We start from the raw sequence: 18,660 nt of genomic DNA, 5'->3' as shown, positions 1-18,660 counted from the left end.
CCCTTCGAGTCCCGGCGGCCCGCTCACTAAGGTGCGGTGCATGAGCGATCGCACGGTGCTGCACGTGAAGGGACGGGTGCTCGTCGGACCCGAGGACGTCAGGGACGAACTGTGGGTGGTCGACGGCCGCATCTCCTACGACCGTCCCGCCGGCGCCCGCGACATCCGCACGGTCGTCGGCTGGGCCCTGCCCGGCCTCGTCGACGCGCACTGCCACGTCGGACTCGACCGGCACGGCCCGGTCCCGGAGGACGTCGCCGAGAAGCAGGCCCTGACCGACCGGGACGCGGGCACGCTGCTCATCCGCGACGCCGGCTCGCCCTCCGACACCCGCTGGATCGACGACCGCGAGGACCTGCCGAAGATCATCCGCGCCGGGCGGCACATCGCCCGCACCCGCCGCTACATCCGCAACTACGCCTGGGAGATCGAGCCGGAGGACCTGGTCGCCTACGTCGCCCAGGAGGCCCGGCGCGGCGACGGCTGGGTCAAGCTGGTCGGCGACTGGGTCGACCGCGACCTCGGCGACCTGTCGGCCTGCTGGCCCCGCGAGGCCGTCGAGGCGGCGATCGCCGAGGCCCACCGCCTGGGCGCCCGCGTGACCGCGCACTGCTTCTCCGAGGACTCCCTGCGCGACCTCGTCGAGGCGGGCATCGACTGCATCGAACACGCGACGGGCCTGACCGAGGACCTCGTCCCGCTGTTCGCCGAACGCGGCGTCGCCATCGTCCCCACCTTGGTCAACATCGCCACCTTCCCGCAGCTCGCCGACGGCGGCGAGGCCCGGTTCCCACGCTGGTCGGCCCATATGCGCCGGCTCCACGAACGCCGCTACGACACCGTCCGCGGCGCCTACGACGCCGGGATCCCGGTCTTCGTCGGCACCGACGCCGGCGGCGGCCTCGCCCACGGTCTGGCCGCGGCCGAGGTCGGCGAACTCGTCACCGCCGGCATCCCGCCCGTCGAGGCCCTCGCCGCGGGCACCTGGACCGCCCGCGCCTGGCTCGGCCGCCCCGGCCTGGACGAGGGCGCCCCGGCCGACCTCGTCGTCTACGACGAGGACCCGCGGGCCGACGTACGGGTCCTGGCCTCACCGCGCCGGGTGGTGCTGAACGGACGAGTGGTCGGCTAGTAACCGGGGTCATGGCCCCGCGGCCGCGAGGGTGACGGCGGGGAACGCCTGTGCCGGGGGATTCGAATGGATCCTCGGTGTCGCCACGTTGGAGTGAAGCGGCGTCGGATCGCTGACGCGGTGTGCGCGGTGCGGCGATTCTTTCCGGGTCCCGAGCCTGTCTCTCCTGGAGTCCCCACCGTGAACAGCCCTTCCTTCCGCATGCCCGTACGCCGGCTGGCGACCGTCGCGACCGTCACGGCCCTCGCCGCCGGGCCCCTGGCACTGACCGGCGTGAGCCCGGCGCACGCCACCGGCGACCACGGCCGCGCGAGCGCCGTCGTCCTGCGCACCGGCCTGGACGTCTCCCTGCTGAACAAGTCGGTGAACGTCCCCCTCGCCGTCTCCCTCAACGACGTCCAGGCCCCGCGCAGCGCCGACAAGACCACGCTGACGGCCACCCTCGACGCGGTGGACGGCGGTAAGCCGTTCAGCGTGCTGCGCGCGGACGTCGCCGAGGCGAGAGCCACCACGACCGCCGGCAAGGCCGAGGGGAGCACGACCCTGGCCCACGCCCGCCTCCATGTCCCCGGCCTGCCGCTGCTGTCGCTGATCGAGGTCGAGAAGGTCACGGCCAGGGCCACCTGCGAGGTCGGGAAGAAGCCGTTCGCCACGACCGGACTGCCCGGCTCGGTGACCGTGCTCGGCAAGCGCGTGACGCTGAGCGCCGGCGGCCCGACGGACGTCAAGGTGCCGGGCGTCGGCGAGGTGCGCCTGGACCTGTCCAGTACCCGCACCACGGCCCGTACGGCCGCCGCCACCGCCCTCGAACTCAAGGTGTCCGTCAACCCGTTGAAACTGAACGTCGCGAAGGTCGACGGCTCGGTCACCCTGGCCGAGGCGACCTGCAGGACCCCGCGGCCCGAGTCCGCCGCACAGCCCCCGGCCGAGCCGTCCGCCCCGCCCGCCGACGTGAAGCCGCAGGGCGGACCCGCCGGGGCGGACCTGGCAGAGACGGGCGGCAGCCCGGCCACGCCGTACCTCGTGGGCGCCGCCGTCGTCCTGCTCGCGGCAGGCGGAGGAGCGGTGGCCCTGGCACGCCGCCGGGGCTGACCTCGGCGGGGCGTCGGCGGGGGCGGGGGACGCGCTCCCAGGTGCTCCAGGACCCGCGAAAACCCGGGTCCCTGTGCTTCGTCGGCGGGCTGCACGCCGACGCGCCCTCAGGCCGGCCGTCGCGCGGCCGGGCCTGAGCAGACGGCCCCATGGGCCCGTCGCATGCGGGGCTGGTCAGCCCGGGGCTCGGTGCTGCAAGGCCCCGTGTGCCGGTGCACACGCACGACTCATTGCCGCAGCGCCTGCTCCAGGGCGTGCAGAAACCCGTCGGTCGTCCTGCGGTCCCGGACCGCCAGCCGGAGCCACTGCTCGTCCAGCCCGGGGAAGGTGTCCCCGCGGCGCACGGCGTAGCCGAGGTCGCGCAGGCGCCGGCGGACGGCGGACGCCCCCGGCAGGCGGAGCAGGACGAACGGGCCCTGCGCGGGTCCGGCCACCCGCAGCCCGGCCGGGGCGAAACGGGCGAGCCCGGCCAGCAGATGAGCGCGGTCCGCGGCGATGCGGTCCGCCGCGTGGGCCGCTTCCGCCACCGCCCGCGGCCCCACGCACGCCTCGGCCGCGGCCAGCGCCGGAGTCGACACCGGCCACAGCGGCTGCGCCCGCTGGAGATCCTCGATCGTCTCCGGCGCCGCGAGCACATAGCCGATCCGCAGCCCGGCAAGCCCCCACGTCTTGGTCAGACTGCGCAGCACCACGAGGCCCGGCACGTCGACGCGGCCGGCCAGGGCCTCGCTCTCGCCCGGCACCGCGTCCATGAACGCCTCGTCCACCACCAGCACCCGCCCGGGCCGGGCGAGTGAGGCGATCGCGTCCGCCGAGTGCAGCACCGACGTCGGGTTCGTCGGGTTGCCGATCACCACAAAGTCCGCGTCCTCGGGAACGGCCGCCGGGTCCAGCCGGAAACCGTCCTCCTCCCGCAGCAGCACCCGGCCGACGTCGTGCCCCGCGTCCCGCAGCGCCGCCTCCGGCTCCGTGAACTGGGGATGCACGACGACCGGCCGGCGTACCTTCAGCGCCCGCGCCAGCAGCACGAACGCCTCCGCCGCGCCCGCCGTCAGCAGTACCCGCTCCACCGGCAGCCCGTGCCGCGCGGCCACCGCCGCCCGCGCCGCCCGGCCGTCGGGGTAGGCCGCGAGTCCGCCGAGCGACGCGGCGATGTGCTCCCGCAGCCACACCGGCGGCGTGTCCGCGCGGACGTTCACGGCCAGGTCGACGAGCGAACCGCCGTCGTCCCGGACCTCCGCGTCCCCGTGGTGACGCAGATCGTGCCCGCTCTCAGTGCGCATGAGAGTGAGCGCCGTGGTGGTGCCCGTGGTGGTGGTCGTCGTCGTCCGGATGGAAATGCGGCTGCTGCGGCATGCCCACCTTGTCCTCGAAGCCCGGCAGCGCGATGCGGTACACGCACGAGTCGCAGTTCATCCGCAGATCGCCCTTGACGGCCTCCTCGTAGCGCTCCCACACCAGGTCGAGCAGCTCCGGCTCCGGCCCGATGACGTCGGCCGACAGCACCTCGACCTCCGGGTGCGCGGCGGCCCAGCCCTCCGTCTGGTGCCGCACCCGGTCCGGCAGGATGCCCGTGAACAGGAAGTAGGGCAGGACCACGATCCGGCGCGCGCCCAGCCGCACACAGCGGTCCAGCCCGCTCGGCACGTCCGGCGCCGCCAGCGACACGAACGCCGTCTCGACGCCCGCGTACCCACGCCCCTCCCACAGCAGCCGGGCCGCCTTGTGCACCTCGGCGTTGGCGTCCGGGTCCGTGGAGCCGCGCCCGACCAGCAGCACCGTCACGTCGGCCCGGTCGCCGGGCGTGCGGCCCGCCGACCCCAGGGCCTCGTCCAGGCGCCGCTCCAGCACGTTCAGCAGCGCCGGGTGCGGGCCGAGCGGACGCCCGTACGTGTACGCGATGCCCGGGTGCCGCTCCTTCTCGCGTGCCAGGGCCGCCGGGATGTCGCCCTTGGCGTGCCCGGCGGACACCAGCATCAGCGGGACGGCGGCGAAACGCCGCACACCCTGCTCGACCAGCTCGGTGACGGCCTCGCCCAGCGGCGGCGGGGACAGCTCGATGAAGCCGCCCGCGACGGGCAGTTCGGGGTGCCGGGCCCCCAGCTGCCGGATGAAGTCGCGGAACGCCTCGGCTCCGGCGTCGTCCCGGGTGCCGTGGCCGGCGATGAGCAGGGCGGGCGGGGTGGTCACAGTTTCTCCTCGGCGGAAGTGGGGTGGTACAGCAGGGCGTTGAGCGCGGCGGCGGCGACCGCCGACCCGCCCTTCTCGGACACGTTGCTCACGGCGGGCAGCCCGCTCTCGCGCAGCGCGGCCTTCGATTCGACGGCTCCGACGAAGCCGACGGGCAGTCCGATGACGAGCGCGGGGTCGGCGTCGAGTGTCAGCAGCTCCTCCAGCGCGGTCGGCGCGTTGCCGATCACCCAGAGGGCGCCGGGCCCGACCTGCTCGTGAGCGAGCCGTATGGCGTGCGCCGACCGGGTCAGACCAGGACCGGACTCGGCGTCCTTCAGACGGCAGACGGTCTCGCGGCGGGTGATCCCGGCGCCGACCATCTCCACGTCCACGACCACGGGCGCCCCCGCGTGCAGCGCCGCGTGCGCCTTCTCCAGGGCGGCCTCGTCCAGGACGAGGTCGGTGGCGTAGTCGAGGTCGGCGGCGGAGTGGATGACCCGCTCCACGACCGCCCGGGTCAGCGGCGGGAAGTGCGAGGTGTCCAGCCGGGCCCGCAGACGCCGGTAGGACTCCACCTCGATCGGATGGACGACGCGGTTCACTCGGCCCCCTCCTGCGCTGCCTGCCAGCGGTAGCCGCGCGGCGTCACCATGCGCCCCGCGATGTCCCGGGTCGCCGTGTTGCCCACGGTCACGACCGTCATCATGTCGACCGTCGCCGGGTCGAGGGAGCCCAGGGTGGTGAGCCGGCTGGACTCGTCCGGCCGCGAGGCGTTGCGCACGACACCGACCGGCGTCCGCGGTGTGCGGTGCTCGGCGAGGATGCCCAGCGCCTTGGGCAGCTGCCAGTCACGGCCGCGCGAACGGGGGTTGTAGAAGGTGACCACGATGTCCGCCTCGGCCGCGGCCCGGACCCGCCGCTCGATGACCTCCCACGGCGTGTGCAGGTCGGACAGGCTGATCGACACGTGGTCGTGGCCCAGCGGGGCGCCCAGGATCGCACCGGCCGCGAGCGCCGCCGTCACCCCGGGCACCCCGACCACGTCGATGTCGTTGGAGGCCTCCGCCAGCGCGGGGGAGGCCATGGCGTAGACACCCGCGTCGCCGCTGCCGATCAAGGCGACGGCCTGCCCCTTGCGGGCCTCCTCGACCGCCGTGCGCGCCCGCTCCTCCTCGGCGCCGAGCCCCGACTCCAGGATCCGGGTGCCGGGCCGCAGCAGATCACGGATCTGGTCGACGTACTGGTCGAGCCCCACGAGCACGGAGGCGCGCCGCAGTTCGGCCTTCGCGCGCGGCGTCAGCAGGTCCCGCGCGCCGGGCCCGAGCCCGACGACCGCGAGCCGCCCGCGCCCCGGCCGCCGGACGACCGCACAGGTCGCCATCGCCGGGCTCGCGGCCGACTTCCGCTTGGGGACGAGGAGTTCGCCCCCGCCGACGAGCGCGGCGGCCTCCGCAACGGACGGGGTCCCGACGGCCGCGAGCGGCGCGTCGGAAGGATTGGGCACGTCGACCGCGGCCAGCTCCTCCGCGGAGTACGTCACCAGCGGCACCCCGAGCCGCCGCGCGGCCTCGACGATGCCGGCCTCCTCGGCCTTGGCGTCGACGGTGGCGAGTTCGGCGACGGACGCCACCGACAGCCCGGCCTCCCGCAGGGCCTCCTCGACCAGCCCGAGGACCTCCTCCACGGGCGCGCCCCTGGACGCCCCGACCCCGATGACCAGGGTCGGCGGACGCAGCACGGCCTCGCGCTCGGCCGCCGCCACGAGCCGGTCGGTGAGCCGGATCGTGTACGCCCCCTCGTCCGTCACCGGCAGCGGCGGCAGCGGCCAGGCCACCTCGGCCCGCAGCGCCACCGCCTCGCCGTCCAGCAGCGCCCGCGACACCCCGGCGACATCGCCCTCCACGGGCAGGCCGAGGGTGTCCAGACCGGCCAGGTCCACGGCGTCCGTGGCCGTCGTCACCACCGGCTCGACACCCAGCAGGTCCCCCACCTCGCGGGCCAGTTCGTTGCCGCCGCCCGCGTGCCCGCCCAGCAGGGACACGGCGAACCGCCCGCCCTCGTCGACGCACACCACGCCCGGGTCCTCGGTCTTCCCGGACAGCAGCGGTGCCACCAGCCGCACCACCGCGCCCGTCGCCAGGAAGCACACGAGCTGCTCGCACTGCGCGAACGCGGTCCGTACGGCGTCCCCGACGGGACCCTCGTACACCCGGGTGCGGTCCGGCCACGCGGCGGCCAGCCGGTCCCGGGCAGCCGCTCCCGCCGCGGTGGCGGAAATGAGGCCGATCACTGGGCGTCTCCTTCTTCGACAGCTGCCGGGGGCCGGACGCCCCACAGCAGGAAAACGGGGTTGGTCGCCGCGAGCCGGGTCACGTCCCCGGGCAGCGGCGCGAGCCGCGACGACTGCAGGAGCACGCCGTCGCAGATCAGACCGGCGCTCGTCAGGGCCTCGCGCGCGGCAGGCACCCGGTCGAGCGCCGCCATGGCGACGACCACCGTGCGCCGGGCACGCCGCGCGCACGCGGCGACGATCGCGGGCAGTTCGCGCCCGCCGCCCCCCACGAACACGGCGTCCGGGATCTCGGCGAGTTCCGTCAGCGCGTCCGGTGCCGCACCGTGCACCACGCGTACGTCCACGCCGTGCGCGGCGGCGTTGGCGCGGACCCGCTCGACCCCGTCCGTGCTCTTCTCCACGGCGGTCACGGCCGCACCGAGCCGCGCGCACTCCACGGCCACGGACCCCGAGCCGGCGCCCACGTCCCACACCAGGTCGCCCGGCCGCGGCCCCAGCCGCGCGAGGGCCAGTGCCCGCACCTCGAACTTGGTGATCATCGAGTCCCGGTGGGCGAACTCCGTCTCCTCCAGGGCCCAGCCGGAGGGCCGCTCCCCGGGCCCCGCGACCGTCCGCACCGGGCCGAGCGCCCGCGCCTGGTCCAGGCACAGCACCACGTTCACCGCCGTGCCCCAGTCCCGGGCGGCAGCCTCGGCGGGCGTCACCCGCTCCACCCGCTCCGCGTCCGAGCCGAGCCCGGACGCGACGACCAGCACCCGTGCCGCGTCCCGCAGCGCGGCACCCAGCTCCGCCGGGCCCGCGCCCGGACCGGTCAGCACGGCCGTCTTCGGCTGCGCCCGGCACACGTTGACGGCCGTGCGCAGTTCCCGCCCGTGGGCGCTCACCACCACGGCGTCGTCCCACGGCAGCCCGATCCGCGCGAACGCGGCGGCGACCGACGACACCCCGGGCCGCACATCCAGCCGCTCCGGCCCGAACCGCTCCGCCAGCACCCGCACGATCCCGAAGAACCCGGGGTCGCCGGAGGCCAGCACCACGACGGGACGGTCCTTCTCGACGTACGCGCCGATGGTGTCGAGAGCCGGCCCGAGAGGCCCGAGCACGACCCGCTCCGCCGTCTCCGGCAGCCGCACGGCGTCGAGATGCCGCCGCCCGCCCACCACCAGCCCGGCACCGGCGAGGACGGCGTCGGAAGGCGCCGCCCCCGTCCCCGTGCCGACCACCGTGATCACGTACTCGCCCCCCGCTCGCGCAGCGCCCGCCGGGCCTCCGGGTCGGCCTTGCGGTACCCGTGGAAGTGACCCGGGTGGTACAGGTGCGAGCGCGTGCCGTGCGCGTCGAGCGCCGGGCCGACCAGGAACAGGGTGTGCTTCCAGAGCTTGTGCTCCTTGACCGTCTCCTCCAGCGTGCCGATCGTGCACTTCACGACCAGCTCCTCCGGCCAGGTCGCCTGGTACGCCACCACGACCGGGGTCGTCGTCGGGTAGCCGCCCTCCAGCAGCTCCCGCACGAGCTGCCCGCTGCGGGCGGCGGAGAGGAACACCGCCATGGTGGTGCCGTGCTTGGCGAACTCCCGGACCTCCTCGCCGGGCGGCATGGGCGTCTTGCCGCCGCCGAGCCGGGTCAGCACGACCGACTGCGCCACCTCCGGGATGGTCAGCTCGCGCTGGGCGAGCGCCGCGACGGCCGAGAAGGAGGACACCCCGGGCACGATCTCGGTCGCGATGCCGATCCCGGCACAGCGGTCGACCTGCTCCTGCGTGCCTCCCCACAGAGCCGGGTCGCCGGAGTGGATACGGGCGACCTTCAGCCCCTCGGCACGGGCCCGCTCGTACACGGCCACGACGTCCTCCAGGGACATGGTCGCCGAGTCGAGGATCTCCGCGTCCTCGCGGGCGTGTTCGAGGACCTCCTCCTGGACCAGGCTGGCCGCCCAGATCACGACGTCGGCCTCGGCGATGGCGCGCGCGGCGCGGAAGGTCAGCAAGTCGGCGGCGCCGGGGCCGGCGCCGACGAAGGTCACTTTGCCGGCGGGGGCGTCGGCCATGGGATGGGTCCTCTCGTACAAGGGGTGAAGGGGGGCGGGGCGAGGGCGGACGGGCCGCGTCAGAGCTTTCCGCCCCGTCCGCCCTCGCGCCGGGCGGGCGCGATGAGCGTCGACAGATAGGGCAGGGGCGTCTCGTCGAGGTCGGCGGCCGGGCGCACGGACTCCTCCGGGAGCCCCAGCGCCGAGCCCCACACGGCGTCGGCGAGCCGCCCGGTCTCCCGCAGCGCCTCGGCGACCTCGTGCGCCTGCCGCCCGAACTTGTAGGCGACCACGGTCCCGGGCCCGGCCAGGGCGTCCTTGAGTACGGCCGCTCCGGCGGTGACGGGCACGAGCGTGAGCGGTTCGGTGCCCTCGGTCAGCACGGCCCCCGACCGGGCGGCGAGGTCCTGCATGGCGGTGATCCCGGGCACGGTCTCCACGACGGTCCCCGGCACGAGCTCGGCGACGGTCTGCGCGAGGTAGGTGAACGTCGAGTACACATTGGGGTCCCCGATGGTCGCGAAGGCCACCGACGCGTGCCGCCGCAGCAGTTCGGCGACCCGCTCCCCGGCCGCGTCCCAGGCGGCCTCGCGGCGGGCCCGGTCGCTGCGCTCGTTCAGCGCGAACACGACCCGCACGACCTTCTCCTCGGGCACGTAGTGCAACACGGTCGCCTCGGCCCGGCCGCGCTCCCCGCTGTCCATCACGGGAACCACCACGACCTCGGCCTCCCGCAGGGCGTTGACGCCCTTGACGGTGACCAGCTCCGGATCCCCGGGGCCCACCCCGACTCCGACCAGCTTGCTGCTCATGACGTCCGGCACCTCTCCACGAACCGACGGGCGACACCGGGCTCGGACGCCCAGTGCGTGTGCAGATAGCTCGCGTGCACACCGCGCTCCACGAAACCTTCGACCCGCGGCCGGGGGCCGCGGACCCCCCAGGCGGGCTCCGCCCCCGAGCCGGGCTCCACGACGGTCCGGTGGAACTCGTGCCCCCGCATCCGTGTCCCGGCCGCCGCGAGCACACTGTCGCCCACAGCCACGGCGTCCCGGTAGCCCAGCGTGAGCCGCTCGGTCATCCGCGCCGAGGCGTCCAGCACCCCGCACATCGGCAGCCCGCCCAGCTCCCGGCACAGATACAGCAGCCCGGCACACTCGGCGGCGACGGGAGCGCCACGCTCCGCAAGGGTGGAAACGGCCTTGCGCAGGGGCTCGTTGGCCGACAGCTCCGAGGCGTACACCTCGGGAAACCCACCCCCGATCACCAACCCGGCGGTCTCTTCGGGCAGTTCCTCGTCCCGCAGGGGGTCGAAGGTGACGACGTCGGCACCGGCGGCGGTGAGCAGTTCGGTGTGTTCGGCGTAGGAGAAGGTGAAGGCAGGCCCACCGGCAACGGCGACGACGGGCGCGCGCTGCTGATCCGCTTCATCCGACCGCGTCGGGTGGTGGGTGGGCGAGGCGGGGGTCCAGGGGGCGGAGCCCCCTGGTACGGGACCGGCTGCACGTGCCAGGGCTTCCAACGCCCCCAGATCACAACCGTCCACGACCTGCGCGGCCATCGCAGCGACGGCTTCGACCGCCGCACCCTGCCGTTCGGCTACAGGAACCAGACCGAGATGCCGAGAAGGCGTGGACACCTGCGCAGCCCGCCGCAAGGCGCCCAGCACCGGCACCCCCGCCTGCTCCAGCGCCTCCCGCAACAACTCCTCGTGCCGGTCCGAGGCGACCTTGTTGAGGATGACGCCCCCGACCCGCACCTCCGGGTCCCACGACGCGAACCCGTGCACCAGCGCCGCCACCGACCGCGACTGCGACGACGCGTCCACGACCAGCACCACCGGAGCCCCGAGCAGCTTCGCGACATGAGCCGTGGACGCGAGTTCCCCCTCGCCCGCGGCCCCGTCGTACAGCCCCATCACACCCTCGACGACGGCGATGTCACACCCTTGTGCCCCGTGCAGGAACAGCGGCCCGACCAGCTCGGGCCCGCACAGGTACGCGTCGAGGTTCCGCCCCACCCGCCCGGTCGCGAGCGCGTGGTACCCGGGGTCGATGTAGTCCGGCCCGACCTTGTGCGGGGACACGGCGAGCCCCCGCGCGGCGAACGCGGCCATCAACCCCGTGGCGACGGTGGTCTTGCCGCTGCCCGAGGAGGGCGCGGCGATGACCAGCCGAGGGACGGAAGCACTCACCACTCGATGCCCCTCTGGCCCTTCTGGCCCGCGTCCATCGGATGCTTGACCTTGGACATGTCGGTCACGAGGTCGGCGAAGTCCACGAGCTTCGAGGGCGCGTTCCGCCCGGTGATCACGACATGCTGCGTCCCAGGCCGGTCCCGCAGCACGGAGATCACCTCGTCCGTGTCCACCCACCCCCAGTGCATCGGGTACGCGAACTCGTCGAGCACGTACAGCTTGTACGTCTCGGCCGCCAGGTCCCGCTTGACCTGCTCCCAGCCCTCCCGGGCCTTCTCCTCGTTGTCCATCTGGGCGTCGCGCTGCACCCAGGACCAGCCCTCGCCCATCTTGTGCCAGTCGACGGACCCGCCCTCGCCGGAGGCGCCCAGCACCCGCAGCGCGTTCTCCTCGCCGACCTTCCACTTCGCCGACTTGACGAACTGGAACACCCCGATCGGCCACCCCTGGTTCCAGGCCCGCAGCGCGAGCCCGAAGGCGGCGGTGGACTTGCCCTTGCCGATGCCCGTGTGGACGACGACCAGCGGCCGGTTCCGCCGCTGGCGGGTCGTCAGTCCGTCGTCCGGCACCACACTCGGCTGTCCCTGCGGCATTACGCGGCCCTCCTCTGCACGTCCTTCACGAGCCCGGCGATGCTGTCCGCGCGCAGCTCGTCCAATGTCACGGCGGTACCGCCCAGCTCGCCCGCGAGCTGCCCGGCGAGCCCGAGCCGCACCGGCCCCGACTCGCAGTCCACGACGACCGAGGCGACACCGTCGGCCGCGAACAGCCGCGCCGCACGCCCGGCCAGGGCGACCGGCTCGGGGCCTCCGGTGGCGCGCCCGTCCGTCACCAGCACGACCAGCGGCCGCCGCGCCGGATCGCGCAGCCGCTCCACGCGCAGCACGTCGTGGGCGCGCAGCAGCCCCGCGGCGAGCGGTGTCCGCCCGCCCGTCGGCAGCGTCTCCAGCCGGGCCGCCGCCGCGTCCACCGACGAGGTCGGCGGCAGTGCCACCTCGGCGTCCGTACCGCGGAAGGTCACCAGACCCACCTTGTCGCGCCGCTGGTAGGCGTCCAGCAGCAGCGACAGCACGGCGCCCTTGACGGCGCTCATCCGCTGCCGTGCCGCCATCGACCCGGAGGCGTCCACGACGAACAGCACGAGATTGCCCTCGCGCCCCTCGCGGGTGGCCTGCCGCAGATCGTCCCGGCGCACCACCAGGCCCGGCCCGGACCGTCCGCGCGCCCGCTGGTGCGGGGCCGCCGCCTGCACCGTCGCCGCCAGGTGCAGCTTGGTGAGCGCGCCCCGGGGCCGCCGGGCCCCGGTCGTCCGCCCGTGCTCGGTGCGCGCCCGCGAGCGCCGCCCGGCGGCACCCTCGCCGATGCCGGGCACGCTCAGCACCTTCGTGCGGAACGGCTCCGACGCCCGGACGGCCGACTGCTCGCCGGCGCCCGAAGGCTGCGGCTGCCCGCCCTCGCCGGCCTCGGGCCGGGCCGCGGTGTCGTCGCCGCCCTGGGGCGCGTCGTCGGGTTCCGGCTGTCCGCCGCCCCCGCCGGGCCCGTCCGGGCCGGGGTCCGGATCCGGGTCCTCGTCGTCCGAGCCGCCGAACTCCTCCAGGGTCTCGTCGAGCTTGTCCTCGTCGAGGCCCGGCGCGTCGAAGGGGTTGCGCCGCCGCCGGTGCGGCAGCGCGAGCAGCGCCGCCTGCCGGACGTCCTCGGCGAGCACGTCCGTGCGCCCGGCCCAGGCCGCCAGCGCGGTGGCGGTGCGCGCCATCACGATGTCGGCGCGCATGCCGTCCACCTCGAAGGCCGCACAGGTCGCCGCGATCTGCCGCAGCGCCCCGTCGCCCAGCCGCACGGACGGCAGCAGCTCCCGCGCGGCGACGATCCGCGCCCGCACGGCGGCCTCCTCCTCGGCCCAGCGCGCGGCGAAGGCGCCCGGGTCGTCGTCGTAGGCCAGCCGCCGCCTGACGACCTCCACCCGCTGGTCCGGCTCCCGGGAGGCCGCGACCTCCACGGTCAGCCCGAACCGGTCGAGCAACTGCGGCCGCAGCTCGCCCTCTTCGGGGTTCATGGTGCCGACGAGCAGGAAACGGGCCGCGTGCCGCACGGAGACGCCCTCGCGCTCGACGTACGAGGCGCCCATCGCGGCCGCGTCCAGCAGCAGGTCCACCAGGTGGTCGTGGAGGAGATTGACCTCGTCGACGTAGAGGATCCCGCGGTGCGCGTCGGCCAGCAGGCCCGGCTCGAAGGCCTTCACGCCCTCCGAGAGCGCCCGCTCGATGTCCAGCGCGCCGACCAGCCGGTCCTCGGAGGCGCCGACGGGCAGTTCGACCATGCGCGCGGCCCGGGTCTCGAACGCCCCCGGCTCGTGCGGCCCGTCCGGGCAGCCGGGGTCGGGGGAGCCGGGGTCGCAGGAGAAGCGGCAGCCGGAGACGACGTCCAGCGTCGGCATGAGCGCCGACAGCGCACGCACCGCCGTGGACTTCGCTGTGCCCTTCTCGCCGCGCACCAGCACACCGCCGACCGCCGGGGACACGGCGTTCAGCAGCAGTGCGAGCCGCAGGTCGTCCTGGCCGACGACGGCCGTGAACGGAAAGGGGGTGCTCACTTCTCGTCGCCCTCCAAGTCGCCTTCGAGTTCCAGATAGGTGGCACGCAGCCGCTCCAGCGTCTCCGCGTCCGGCTCGGCCCACAGTCCGCGGTCGGCGGCCTCCAGCAGCCGCTCGGTGATGCCGCGCAGCGCCCAGGGGTTGGACTTCTTCATGAAGTCCCGGTTCTCCGGGTCGAAGACGTACTCGGCGCTGAGCTTCTCGTACATCCAGTCGTCCACGACCCCGGCCGTGGCGTCGTACCCGAACAGGTAGTCCACGGTCGCCGCCATCTCGAAGGCGCCCTTGTAGCCGTGCCGCCGCATGGCCGCCATCCAGCGCGGGTTGACCACCCGGGCGCGGAAGACGCGGTGCGTCTCCTCGCCGAGCGTGCGGGTCTTCACCTGGTCCGGGGTGGCCGAGTCGCCGACGTACGCCTCGGGGCTCGCGCCCGTCAGGTGCCGCACCATGGCGACCATGCCGCCGTGGTACTGGAAGTAGTCGTCGGCGTCGACCAGGTCGTGCTCACGGGTGTCGACGTTCTTCGCGGCGACGGCGATCCGCTTGAACGCCGTCTCCATGTCCCCGCGCGCGGCCCGCCCGTCGAGCCCCCGCCCGTAGGCGTAGCCGCCCCACACCGCGTACACCTCGGCGAGGTCCGCGTCGGAGCGCCAGTTGCGGGCGTCGATCAGCGGCAGCAGACCGGCCCCGTAGGCCCCCGGCTTGGAGCCGAAGATGCGGGCCGTGGCCCGGCGGCGGTCGCCGTGCTCGGCGGTGTCCTGGTCGGCGTGGGCCCGCACGTGGTTGGACTCCGCCGGTTCGTCCAGCTCGGCCACCGTGCGCACGGCGTCGTCGATCAGGCCGACGACGTGCGGGAACGCGTCCCGGAAGAAGCCCGAGATGCGGACCGTCACATCGATGCGCGGCCGGCCGAGCTCAGCGAGCGGCACCACCTCGAACCCGGTCACGCGCCGCGAGGCGTCGTCCCACACCGGCCGGCAGCCCAGCAGCGCCAGGATCTCGGCGATGTCGTCGCCCTGGGTGCGCATCGCCGAGGTGCCCCACACCGTCAGGCCGACGGACGTCGGGTACTCACCGGTGTCCTGCAGGTACCGCTGCACCAGGGAGTCCGCGAGCGACTGCCCGACCTCCCAGCTCAGCCGGGACGGGATGGCCTTGGGGTCGACGGAGTAGAAGTTGCGGCCCGTCGGCAGGACGTTGACCAGCCCGCGGGTCGGCGAACCGGAGGGACCCGCCGGGACGTAACCGCCGTTCAGCGCCCGCAGGATGTGCCCGATCTCGTCGGTGGTCTTCTCCAGCCGGGGCACGACCTCGGTGCAGGCGAACTCCAGCACGGCGACGGCGTCGGGGAGTTCGGTGCCGAGGACCTCGCGGACCAGCGGCGCACTCTCGGCGACAGCCCAGCCGCGCTCCTCCATGCCCTCGGCGATCCGCCGGCACAGCTGCTCCAGCAGGTCGATCGCGTCGGCGGCACTGCGGGCCGGGCCGTCCACCAGGTTCGTCAGCTCCACCGGCACCTTCACCGGAGCGCCCGGTTCGGCCAGCAGCTCCTTCTCCACCAGCCCGAAGTGCCGCGCCAGCGACGCCCTCAGCCCCGGCAGCGCGTTGGCCTGGCCGCCCCACACCTGCGAGGCGCGCAGCACGGCCAGCACGAGGTTGACGCGCGGTTCACCGACCGGACCGCCGCCCAGGATGTGCAGTCCGTCGCGGATCTGCACGTCCTTGATCTCGCACAGATAGCCGTCGATGTGCATGACGAACTCGTCGAACTCCGCGTCGTCCGGCTGCTCGTCGACATGCAGGTCGTGGTGGAGCTCGGCGGCCTTGACCAGCGTCCAGATCTGGGCGCGCACGGTCGGGGCCTTCGCCGGGTCCAGGTCGGAGACGAGGGCGTACTCGTCGAGGAGCTGCTCCAGCTTGGCCAGGTCGCCGTAGGTGTCGGCGCGGGCCATCGGCGGCACGAGGTGGTCGACGACGGTGGCATGCCCGCGCCGCTTGGCCTGGGTGCCCTCCCCCGGGTCGTTGACGATGAACGGGTAGATCAGCGGCAGGTCCCCGAGGACCGCGTCCGGGGCGCAGCCCCCGCTGAGCCCGAGGCCCTTGCCGGGCAGCCACTCCATGGTGCCGTGCTTGCCCATGTGCACGATGGCGTCGGCGCCGAAACTGTTCTCCAGCCACCGGTAGGCCGCCATGTAGTGGTGGGACGGCGGCATGTCCGGGTCGTGGTAGATCGCGATCGGGTTCTCGCCGAAGCCGCGCGGCGGCTGGATCATCACGACGACGTTCCCGAACTGCAGGGACGCCAGGACGATGTCGTCGCCGTCGACGTAGAGACTGCCCGGCGGCTCGCCCCACGCCTCGGTCATGGCGTCCTTCAGCTCCGGGTCGAGCTTGTCGAACCACGCCCGGTAGTCGGCCAGCGGCACCCGCGCGGGCGCGGCGGCCAGCTGCTCCTCCGTCAGCCACTCCACGTCGTGCCCACCGGCGTTGATGAGCCGGTGGATCAGCTCGTCACCCTCGTCCGGATGCCCCTCGACGACGTATCCGGCGTCCCGCAGCGCGTCCAGCACCCGCACCGCCGAGGCCGGGGTGTCCAGCCCTACCGCGTTGCCGACCCGCGAGTGCTTGGTCGGGTAGGCGGTGAAGACCAGCGCCAGCTTCTTCTCGGCGTTCTCCTTGTGCCGCAGCCGCGCGTGCCGTACGGCGATGCCGGCGACGCGCCCCGCACGCTCCGGGTCGGCGACGTAGACGGGCACGTCGTCGGGGCCCTGCTCCTTGAAGGAGAACGGCACGGTGATCAGCCGTCCGTCGAACTCCGGGATCGCCACCTGCATCGCGGCGTCCATGGGGGAGAGGGCGGCGTCCGAGTCGGCCCAGGCCTGCCGCGAGGACGTCAGGCACAGGCCCTGGAGCACGGGGATGTCCAGCTCGGCGAGGGCGCCGATGTCCCAGGCCTCCTCGTCGCCGCCCGCCGACGCCTGCGAGGCGTGGGTGCCGCCCGCGGCCAGGACGGTGGCGACCAGGGTGTCGGCCTGCCCGAGGATCTCGTACAGGCCCGCGTCCGCCCCGCGCAGCGAACCGCAGTACACCGGCAGCGCGTTGGCGCCGCGCGCCTCGATCGCGTCGCACAGGGTGTCCACGAAGCCGGTGTTGCCGCTCAGTTCGTGCGCCCGGTAGAAGAGCACGCCGACGGTCGGACGGCCCGGCACGAGCTCGCGCTGGCCGTGGACGCCGTACTCGGGCATCTTCCGCGGTTCGTCGAACCCCTCGCCCGTCAGCAGCACGGTGTCGGAGAGGAACCGGGCCAGTTCGGTGAGGTTGTCCGGCCCGCCCTCCACGAGGTACCGCAGCGCCTCCGCGACGACACCGGCCGGGACGGACGACTCGGCCATCAGCTCCGCGTCCGGCACGGCCTCGCCGCCCAGCAGCACGGTCGGGACACCGGAGGCCTTCAGCGCGGCCAGTCCGTCCTCCCAGGCCCGCTTGCCGCCGAGCAGCCGGACGACGGCGACGGACGCCCCGTCCAGCAGGGCCGGGAGCTCCTCCCGGACGTCCACGCGGGTCGGGTTGCCGATCCGGTAGTCGGCACCGGAGGCGGCCCGGGCCGCCAGCAGGTCCGTGTCGGCGGTCGACAACAACAACACAGTGCTCATGCGGGCGCTCCCGGTGGAATGAAGGGCAGTCCTTGCGGCGCGCCGGACTCGATGAGCCGCCACAGCGCGTCGGTGTCCGCGTGCTGTTCGATCAGGTCGCCGAGCCGGTTGAGCTGCTCCTCGCGCAGCGCGGCGAACGAGGTGTCCGGCGCGGGCACGAAGCGGCGGCCCGCGGCGGCCGCCACCTCGCGCAGAAAGGCCCGCCGGAAGCCGTCCGACTCCAGCGAGCCGTGCCAGTGCGTCCCCCACGTCTGGCCGACCCGGCAGCCGTCCAGGAAGGGAGCCCCTCCCGTGACGTCGGCGACGCCGTGGTGGATCTCGTAACCCTCGACGTGCTCCCCGAGGGCCTCCCCGGACGGCCGGGTGAGGGTCTTCTCGCGGGCGAACCGCACCCGCACGGGCAGGATCCCGAGCCCGTCGACATGGCCCCGGCGGCTCTCGACATCGTCCTCGATGTGCTCGCCGAGGATCTGGAAGCCGCCGCAGATGCCGAGCACGGGCCGCTGCTCGGCGGCCCTGCGGACCAGGGCCTCGGCGAGCCCCCGCTCCCGCAGCCACTCCAGCGCCCGGACCGTCCCCCGGGTGCCGGGCACGATGACGAGGTCGGCGTCGGACAGCTCCTCCGGCCGATCCACGAACCGCACCACGACGCCCGGTTCGGCGGCCAGCGCGTCCACATCCGTGAAGTTGGACATCAGCGGCACGGCGCAGACCGCGACGCGCAGCACGTCCTCGCCGACGGGCGGGGCGACGACGGACTCCCGGACGGCCCCCCGCAGGGAGACCCTGAGGCCGTCCTCCTCGTCGATCCCGAGCCCGTGCCGGAACGGCAACACCCCGTACGTCTTCCGCCCCGTGAGCCCGAGCAGCATGTCCAGCCCCGGCTCCAGCAGGGAGACGTCCCCGCGGAACTTGTTGACGAGGAACCCGGCGACGCAACGCTGGTCCTCGGGCGACAGCAGCGCCACCGTCCCGAAGAACGAGGCGAACACCCCGCCCCGGTCGATGTCGCCGACGACGAGCACGGGCAGCCCGGCGTTCCGGGCGATCCCCATGTTCACGATGTCCGTCCGCCGCAGATTGATCTCGGCGGGAGAACCGGCCCCCTCACAGATCACCGCGTCATACGTGCCCCGCAACTGCTCCAGGCAGTCCAGCACCGTCCCGAGCAACTGCTGCTGCCGTCCGCCGTGATAGCCGCGCGCGCTCAGCTCCCCGACCGGCTTGCCCAGCAGCACGACCTGACTGCTCTGCTCTCCACCGGGCTTGAGCAGCACCGGGTTCATCAGCGCGGTCGGCACGATGCGGCAGGCCTGTGCCTGCATGGCCTGCGCCCGCCCGATCTCGGCCCCCTCCGTCGTCACGAAGGAGTTCAGGGACATGTTCTGCGCCTTGAAGGGCGCGACCTTGACGCCTTGGCGCACCAGCCACCGGCAGATCCCGGCGGTCACGACGCTCTTGCCGGCGTCGGAGGTCGTCCCGGCGACGAGAAGCCCACCGCTCAT

General features: G+C 74.2%; 14 protein-coding genes. 2 read left to right on the top strand and 12 right to left on the bottom strand.

Annotation, left to right across the window (positions count from 1 at the left end; all coding sequences use genetic code 11):
- The first annotated feature begins 40 nt into the window (after positions 1 to 40).
- Together IGS69_RS07130 and IGS69_RS07125 are read left to right on the top strand one after the other, a co-directional pair.
- On the top strand, positions 41 to 1,132 hold the full coding sequence (locus tag IGS69_RS07130; RefSeq protein ID WP_190897787.1) for an amidohydrolase family protein: 1,092 nt from the start codon (positions 41 to 43) through the stop codon (positions 1,130 to 1,132).
- A 180-nt stretch (positions 1,133 to 1,312) separates the two neighbouring features.
- Positions 1,313 to 2,224: an SCO1860 family LAETG-anchored protein gene (locus IGS69_RS07125; protein WP_190897786.1), complete on the top strand. Its 912-nt coding sequence runs from the start codon at positions 1,313 to 1,315 to the stop codon at positions 2,222 to 2,224.
- 227 nt (positions 2,225 to 2,451) lie between these two features.
- Here IGS69_RS07125 and cobC read toward each other — a convergent pair whose 3' ends face one another.
- The 12 genes from cobC to IGS69_RS07065 are packed head-to-tail and all read right to left on the bottom strand — an operon-like array spanning position 2,452 to position 18,660.
- Positions 2,452 to 3,507 carry an Rv2231c family pyridoxal phosphate-dependent protein CobC gene (gene cobC, locus IGS69_RS07120; RefSeq protein WP_190897785.1) on the bottom strand — a complete coding sequence of 352 codons (1,056 nt, stop codon included), beginning with the start codon at positions 3,505 to 3,507 and terminating at the stop codon, positions 2,452 to 2,454.
- A complete protein-coding gene (locus tag IGS69_RS07115; RefSeq protein WP_190897784.1) occupies positions 3,497 to 4,414 on the bottom strand; it encodes a sirohydrochlorin chelatase in 918 nt (305 codons plus the stop codon). Before IGS69_RS07115 ends, cobC begins: the two co-directional genes overlap by 11 nt.
- Entirely contained in the window at positions 4,411 to 4,998 is a 588-nt protein-coding gene (locus IGS69_RS07110) for a precorrin-8X methylmutase (protein WP_190897782.1), read from the bottom strand. The genes IGS69_RS07115 and IGS69_RS07110 overlap by 4 nt, the downstream gene beginning before the upstream one ends.
- Positions 4,995 to 6,686, bottom strand: a complete 1,692-nt coding sequence (cobJ, locus tag IGS69_RS07105; RefSeq protein ID WP_190897781.1) for a precorrin-3B C(17)-methyltransferase — start codon at positions 6,684 to 6,686, stop codon at positions 4,995 to 4,997. The genes IGS69_RS07110 and cobJ overlap by 4 nt, the downstream gene beginning before the upstream one ends.
- Complete coding sequence (cbiE, locus tag IGS69_RS07100) at positions 6,683 to 7,921, bottom strand: precorrin-6y C5,15-methyltransferase (decarboxylating) subunit CbiE (RefSeq protein ID WP_190897780.1); 1,239 nt, start codon at positions 7,919 to 7,921, stop codon at positions 6,683 to 6,685. Before cbiE ends, cobJ begins: the two co-directional genes overlap by 4 nt.
- Positions 7,918 to 8,736 carry a precorrin-4 C(11)-methyltransferase gene (gene cobM, locus IGS69_RS07095; RefSeq protein ID WP_190897778.1) on the bottom strand — a complete coding sequence of 273 codons (819 nt, stop codon included), beginning with the start codon at positions 8,734 to 8,736 and terminating at the stop codon, positions 7,918 to 7,920. Before cobM ends, cbiE begins: the two co-directional genes overlap by 4 nt.
- Before the next feature lie 59 nt (positions 8,737 to 8,795).
- Complete coding sequence (cobI, locus tag IGS69_RS07090; RefSeq protein ID WP_190897777.1) at positions 8,796 to 9,527, bottom strand: precorrin-2 C(20)-methyltransferase; 732 nt, start codon at positions 9,525 to 9,527, stop codon at positions 8,796 to 8,798.
- Positions 9,524 to 10,909: a cobyrinate a,c-diamide synthase gene (locus tag IGS69_RS07085; protein ID WP_190897776.1), complete on the bottom strand. Its 1,386-nt coding sequence runs from the start codon at positions 10,907 to 10,909 to the stop codon at positions 9,524 to 9,526. The genes cobI and IGS69_RS07085 overlap by 4 nt, the downstream gene beginning before the upstream one ends.
- A complete protein-coding gene (gene cobO, locus IGS69_RS07080; RefSeq protein ID WP_190897774.1) occupies positions 10,906 to 11,505 on the bottom strand; it encodes a cob(I)yrinic acid a,c-diamide adenosyltransferase in 600 nt (199 codons plus the stop codon). The genes IGS69_RS07085 and cobO overlap by 4 nt, the downstream gene beginning before the upstream one ends.
- Positions 11,505 to 13,502, bottom strand: a complete 1,998-nt coding sequence (locus tag IGS69_RS07075) for a putative cobaltochelatase (RefSeq protein WP_190897773.1) — start codon at positions 13,500 to 13,502, stop codon at positions 11,505 to 11,507. The genes cobO and IGS69_RS07075 overlap by 1 nt, the downstream gene beginning before the upstream one ends.
- The gene (gene cobN / locus IGS69_RS07070; RefSeq protein WP_190897772.1) at positions 13,499 to 17,155 is read right to left on the bottom strand and encodes a cobaltochelatase subunit CobN; all 3,657 of its coding nucleotides are present in this window, start codon (positions 17,153 to 17,155) and stop codon (positions 13,499 to 13,501) included. Before cobN ends, IGS69_RS07075 begins: the two co-directional genes overlap by 4 nt.
- The gene (locus IGS69_RS07065; RefSeq protein ID WP_190897770.1) at positions 17,152 to 18,660 is read right to left on the bottom strand and encodes a cobyric acid synthase; all 1,509 of its coding nucleotides are present in this window, start codon (positions 18,658 to 18,660) and stop codon (positions 17,152 to 17,154) included. The genes cobN and IGS69_RS07065 overlap by 4 nt, the downstream gene beginning before the upstream one ends.

Origin of the sequence: Streptomyces tuirus (assembly GCF_014701095.1) — a bacterium.
GTDB classification, from domain to species: Bacteria; Actinomycetota; Actinomycetes; order Streptomycetales; family Streptomycetaceae; genus Streptomyces; species Streptomyces tuirus.
This window is presented reverse-complemented; position numbering and strand designations above follow the sequence as displayed.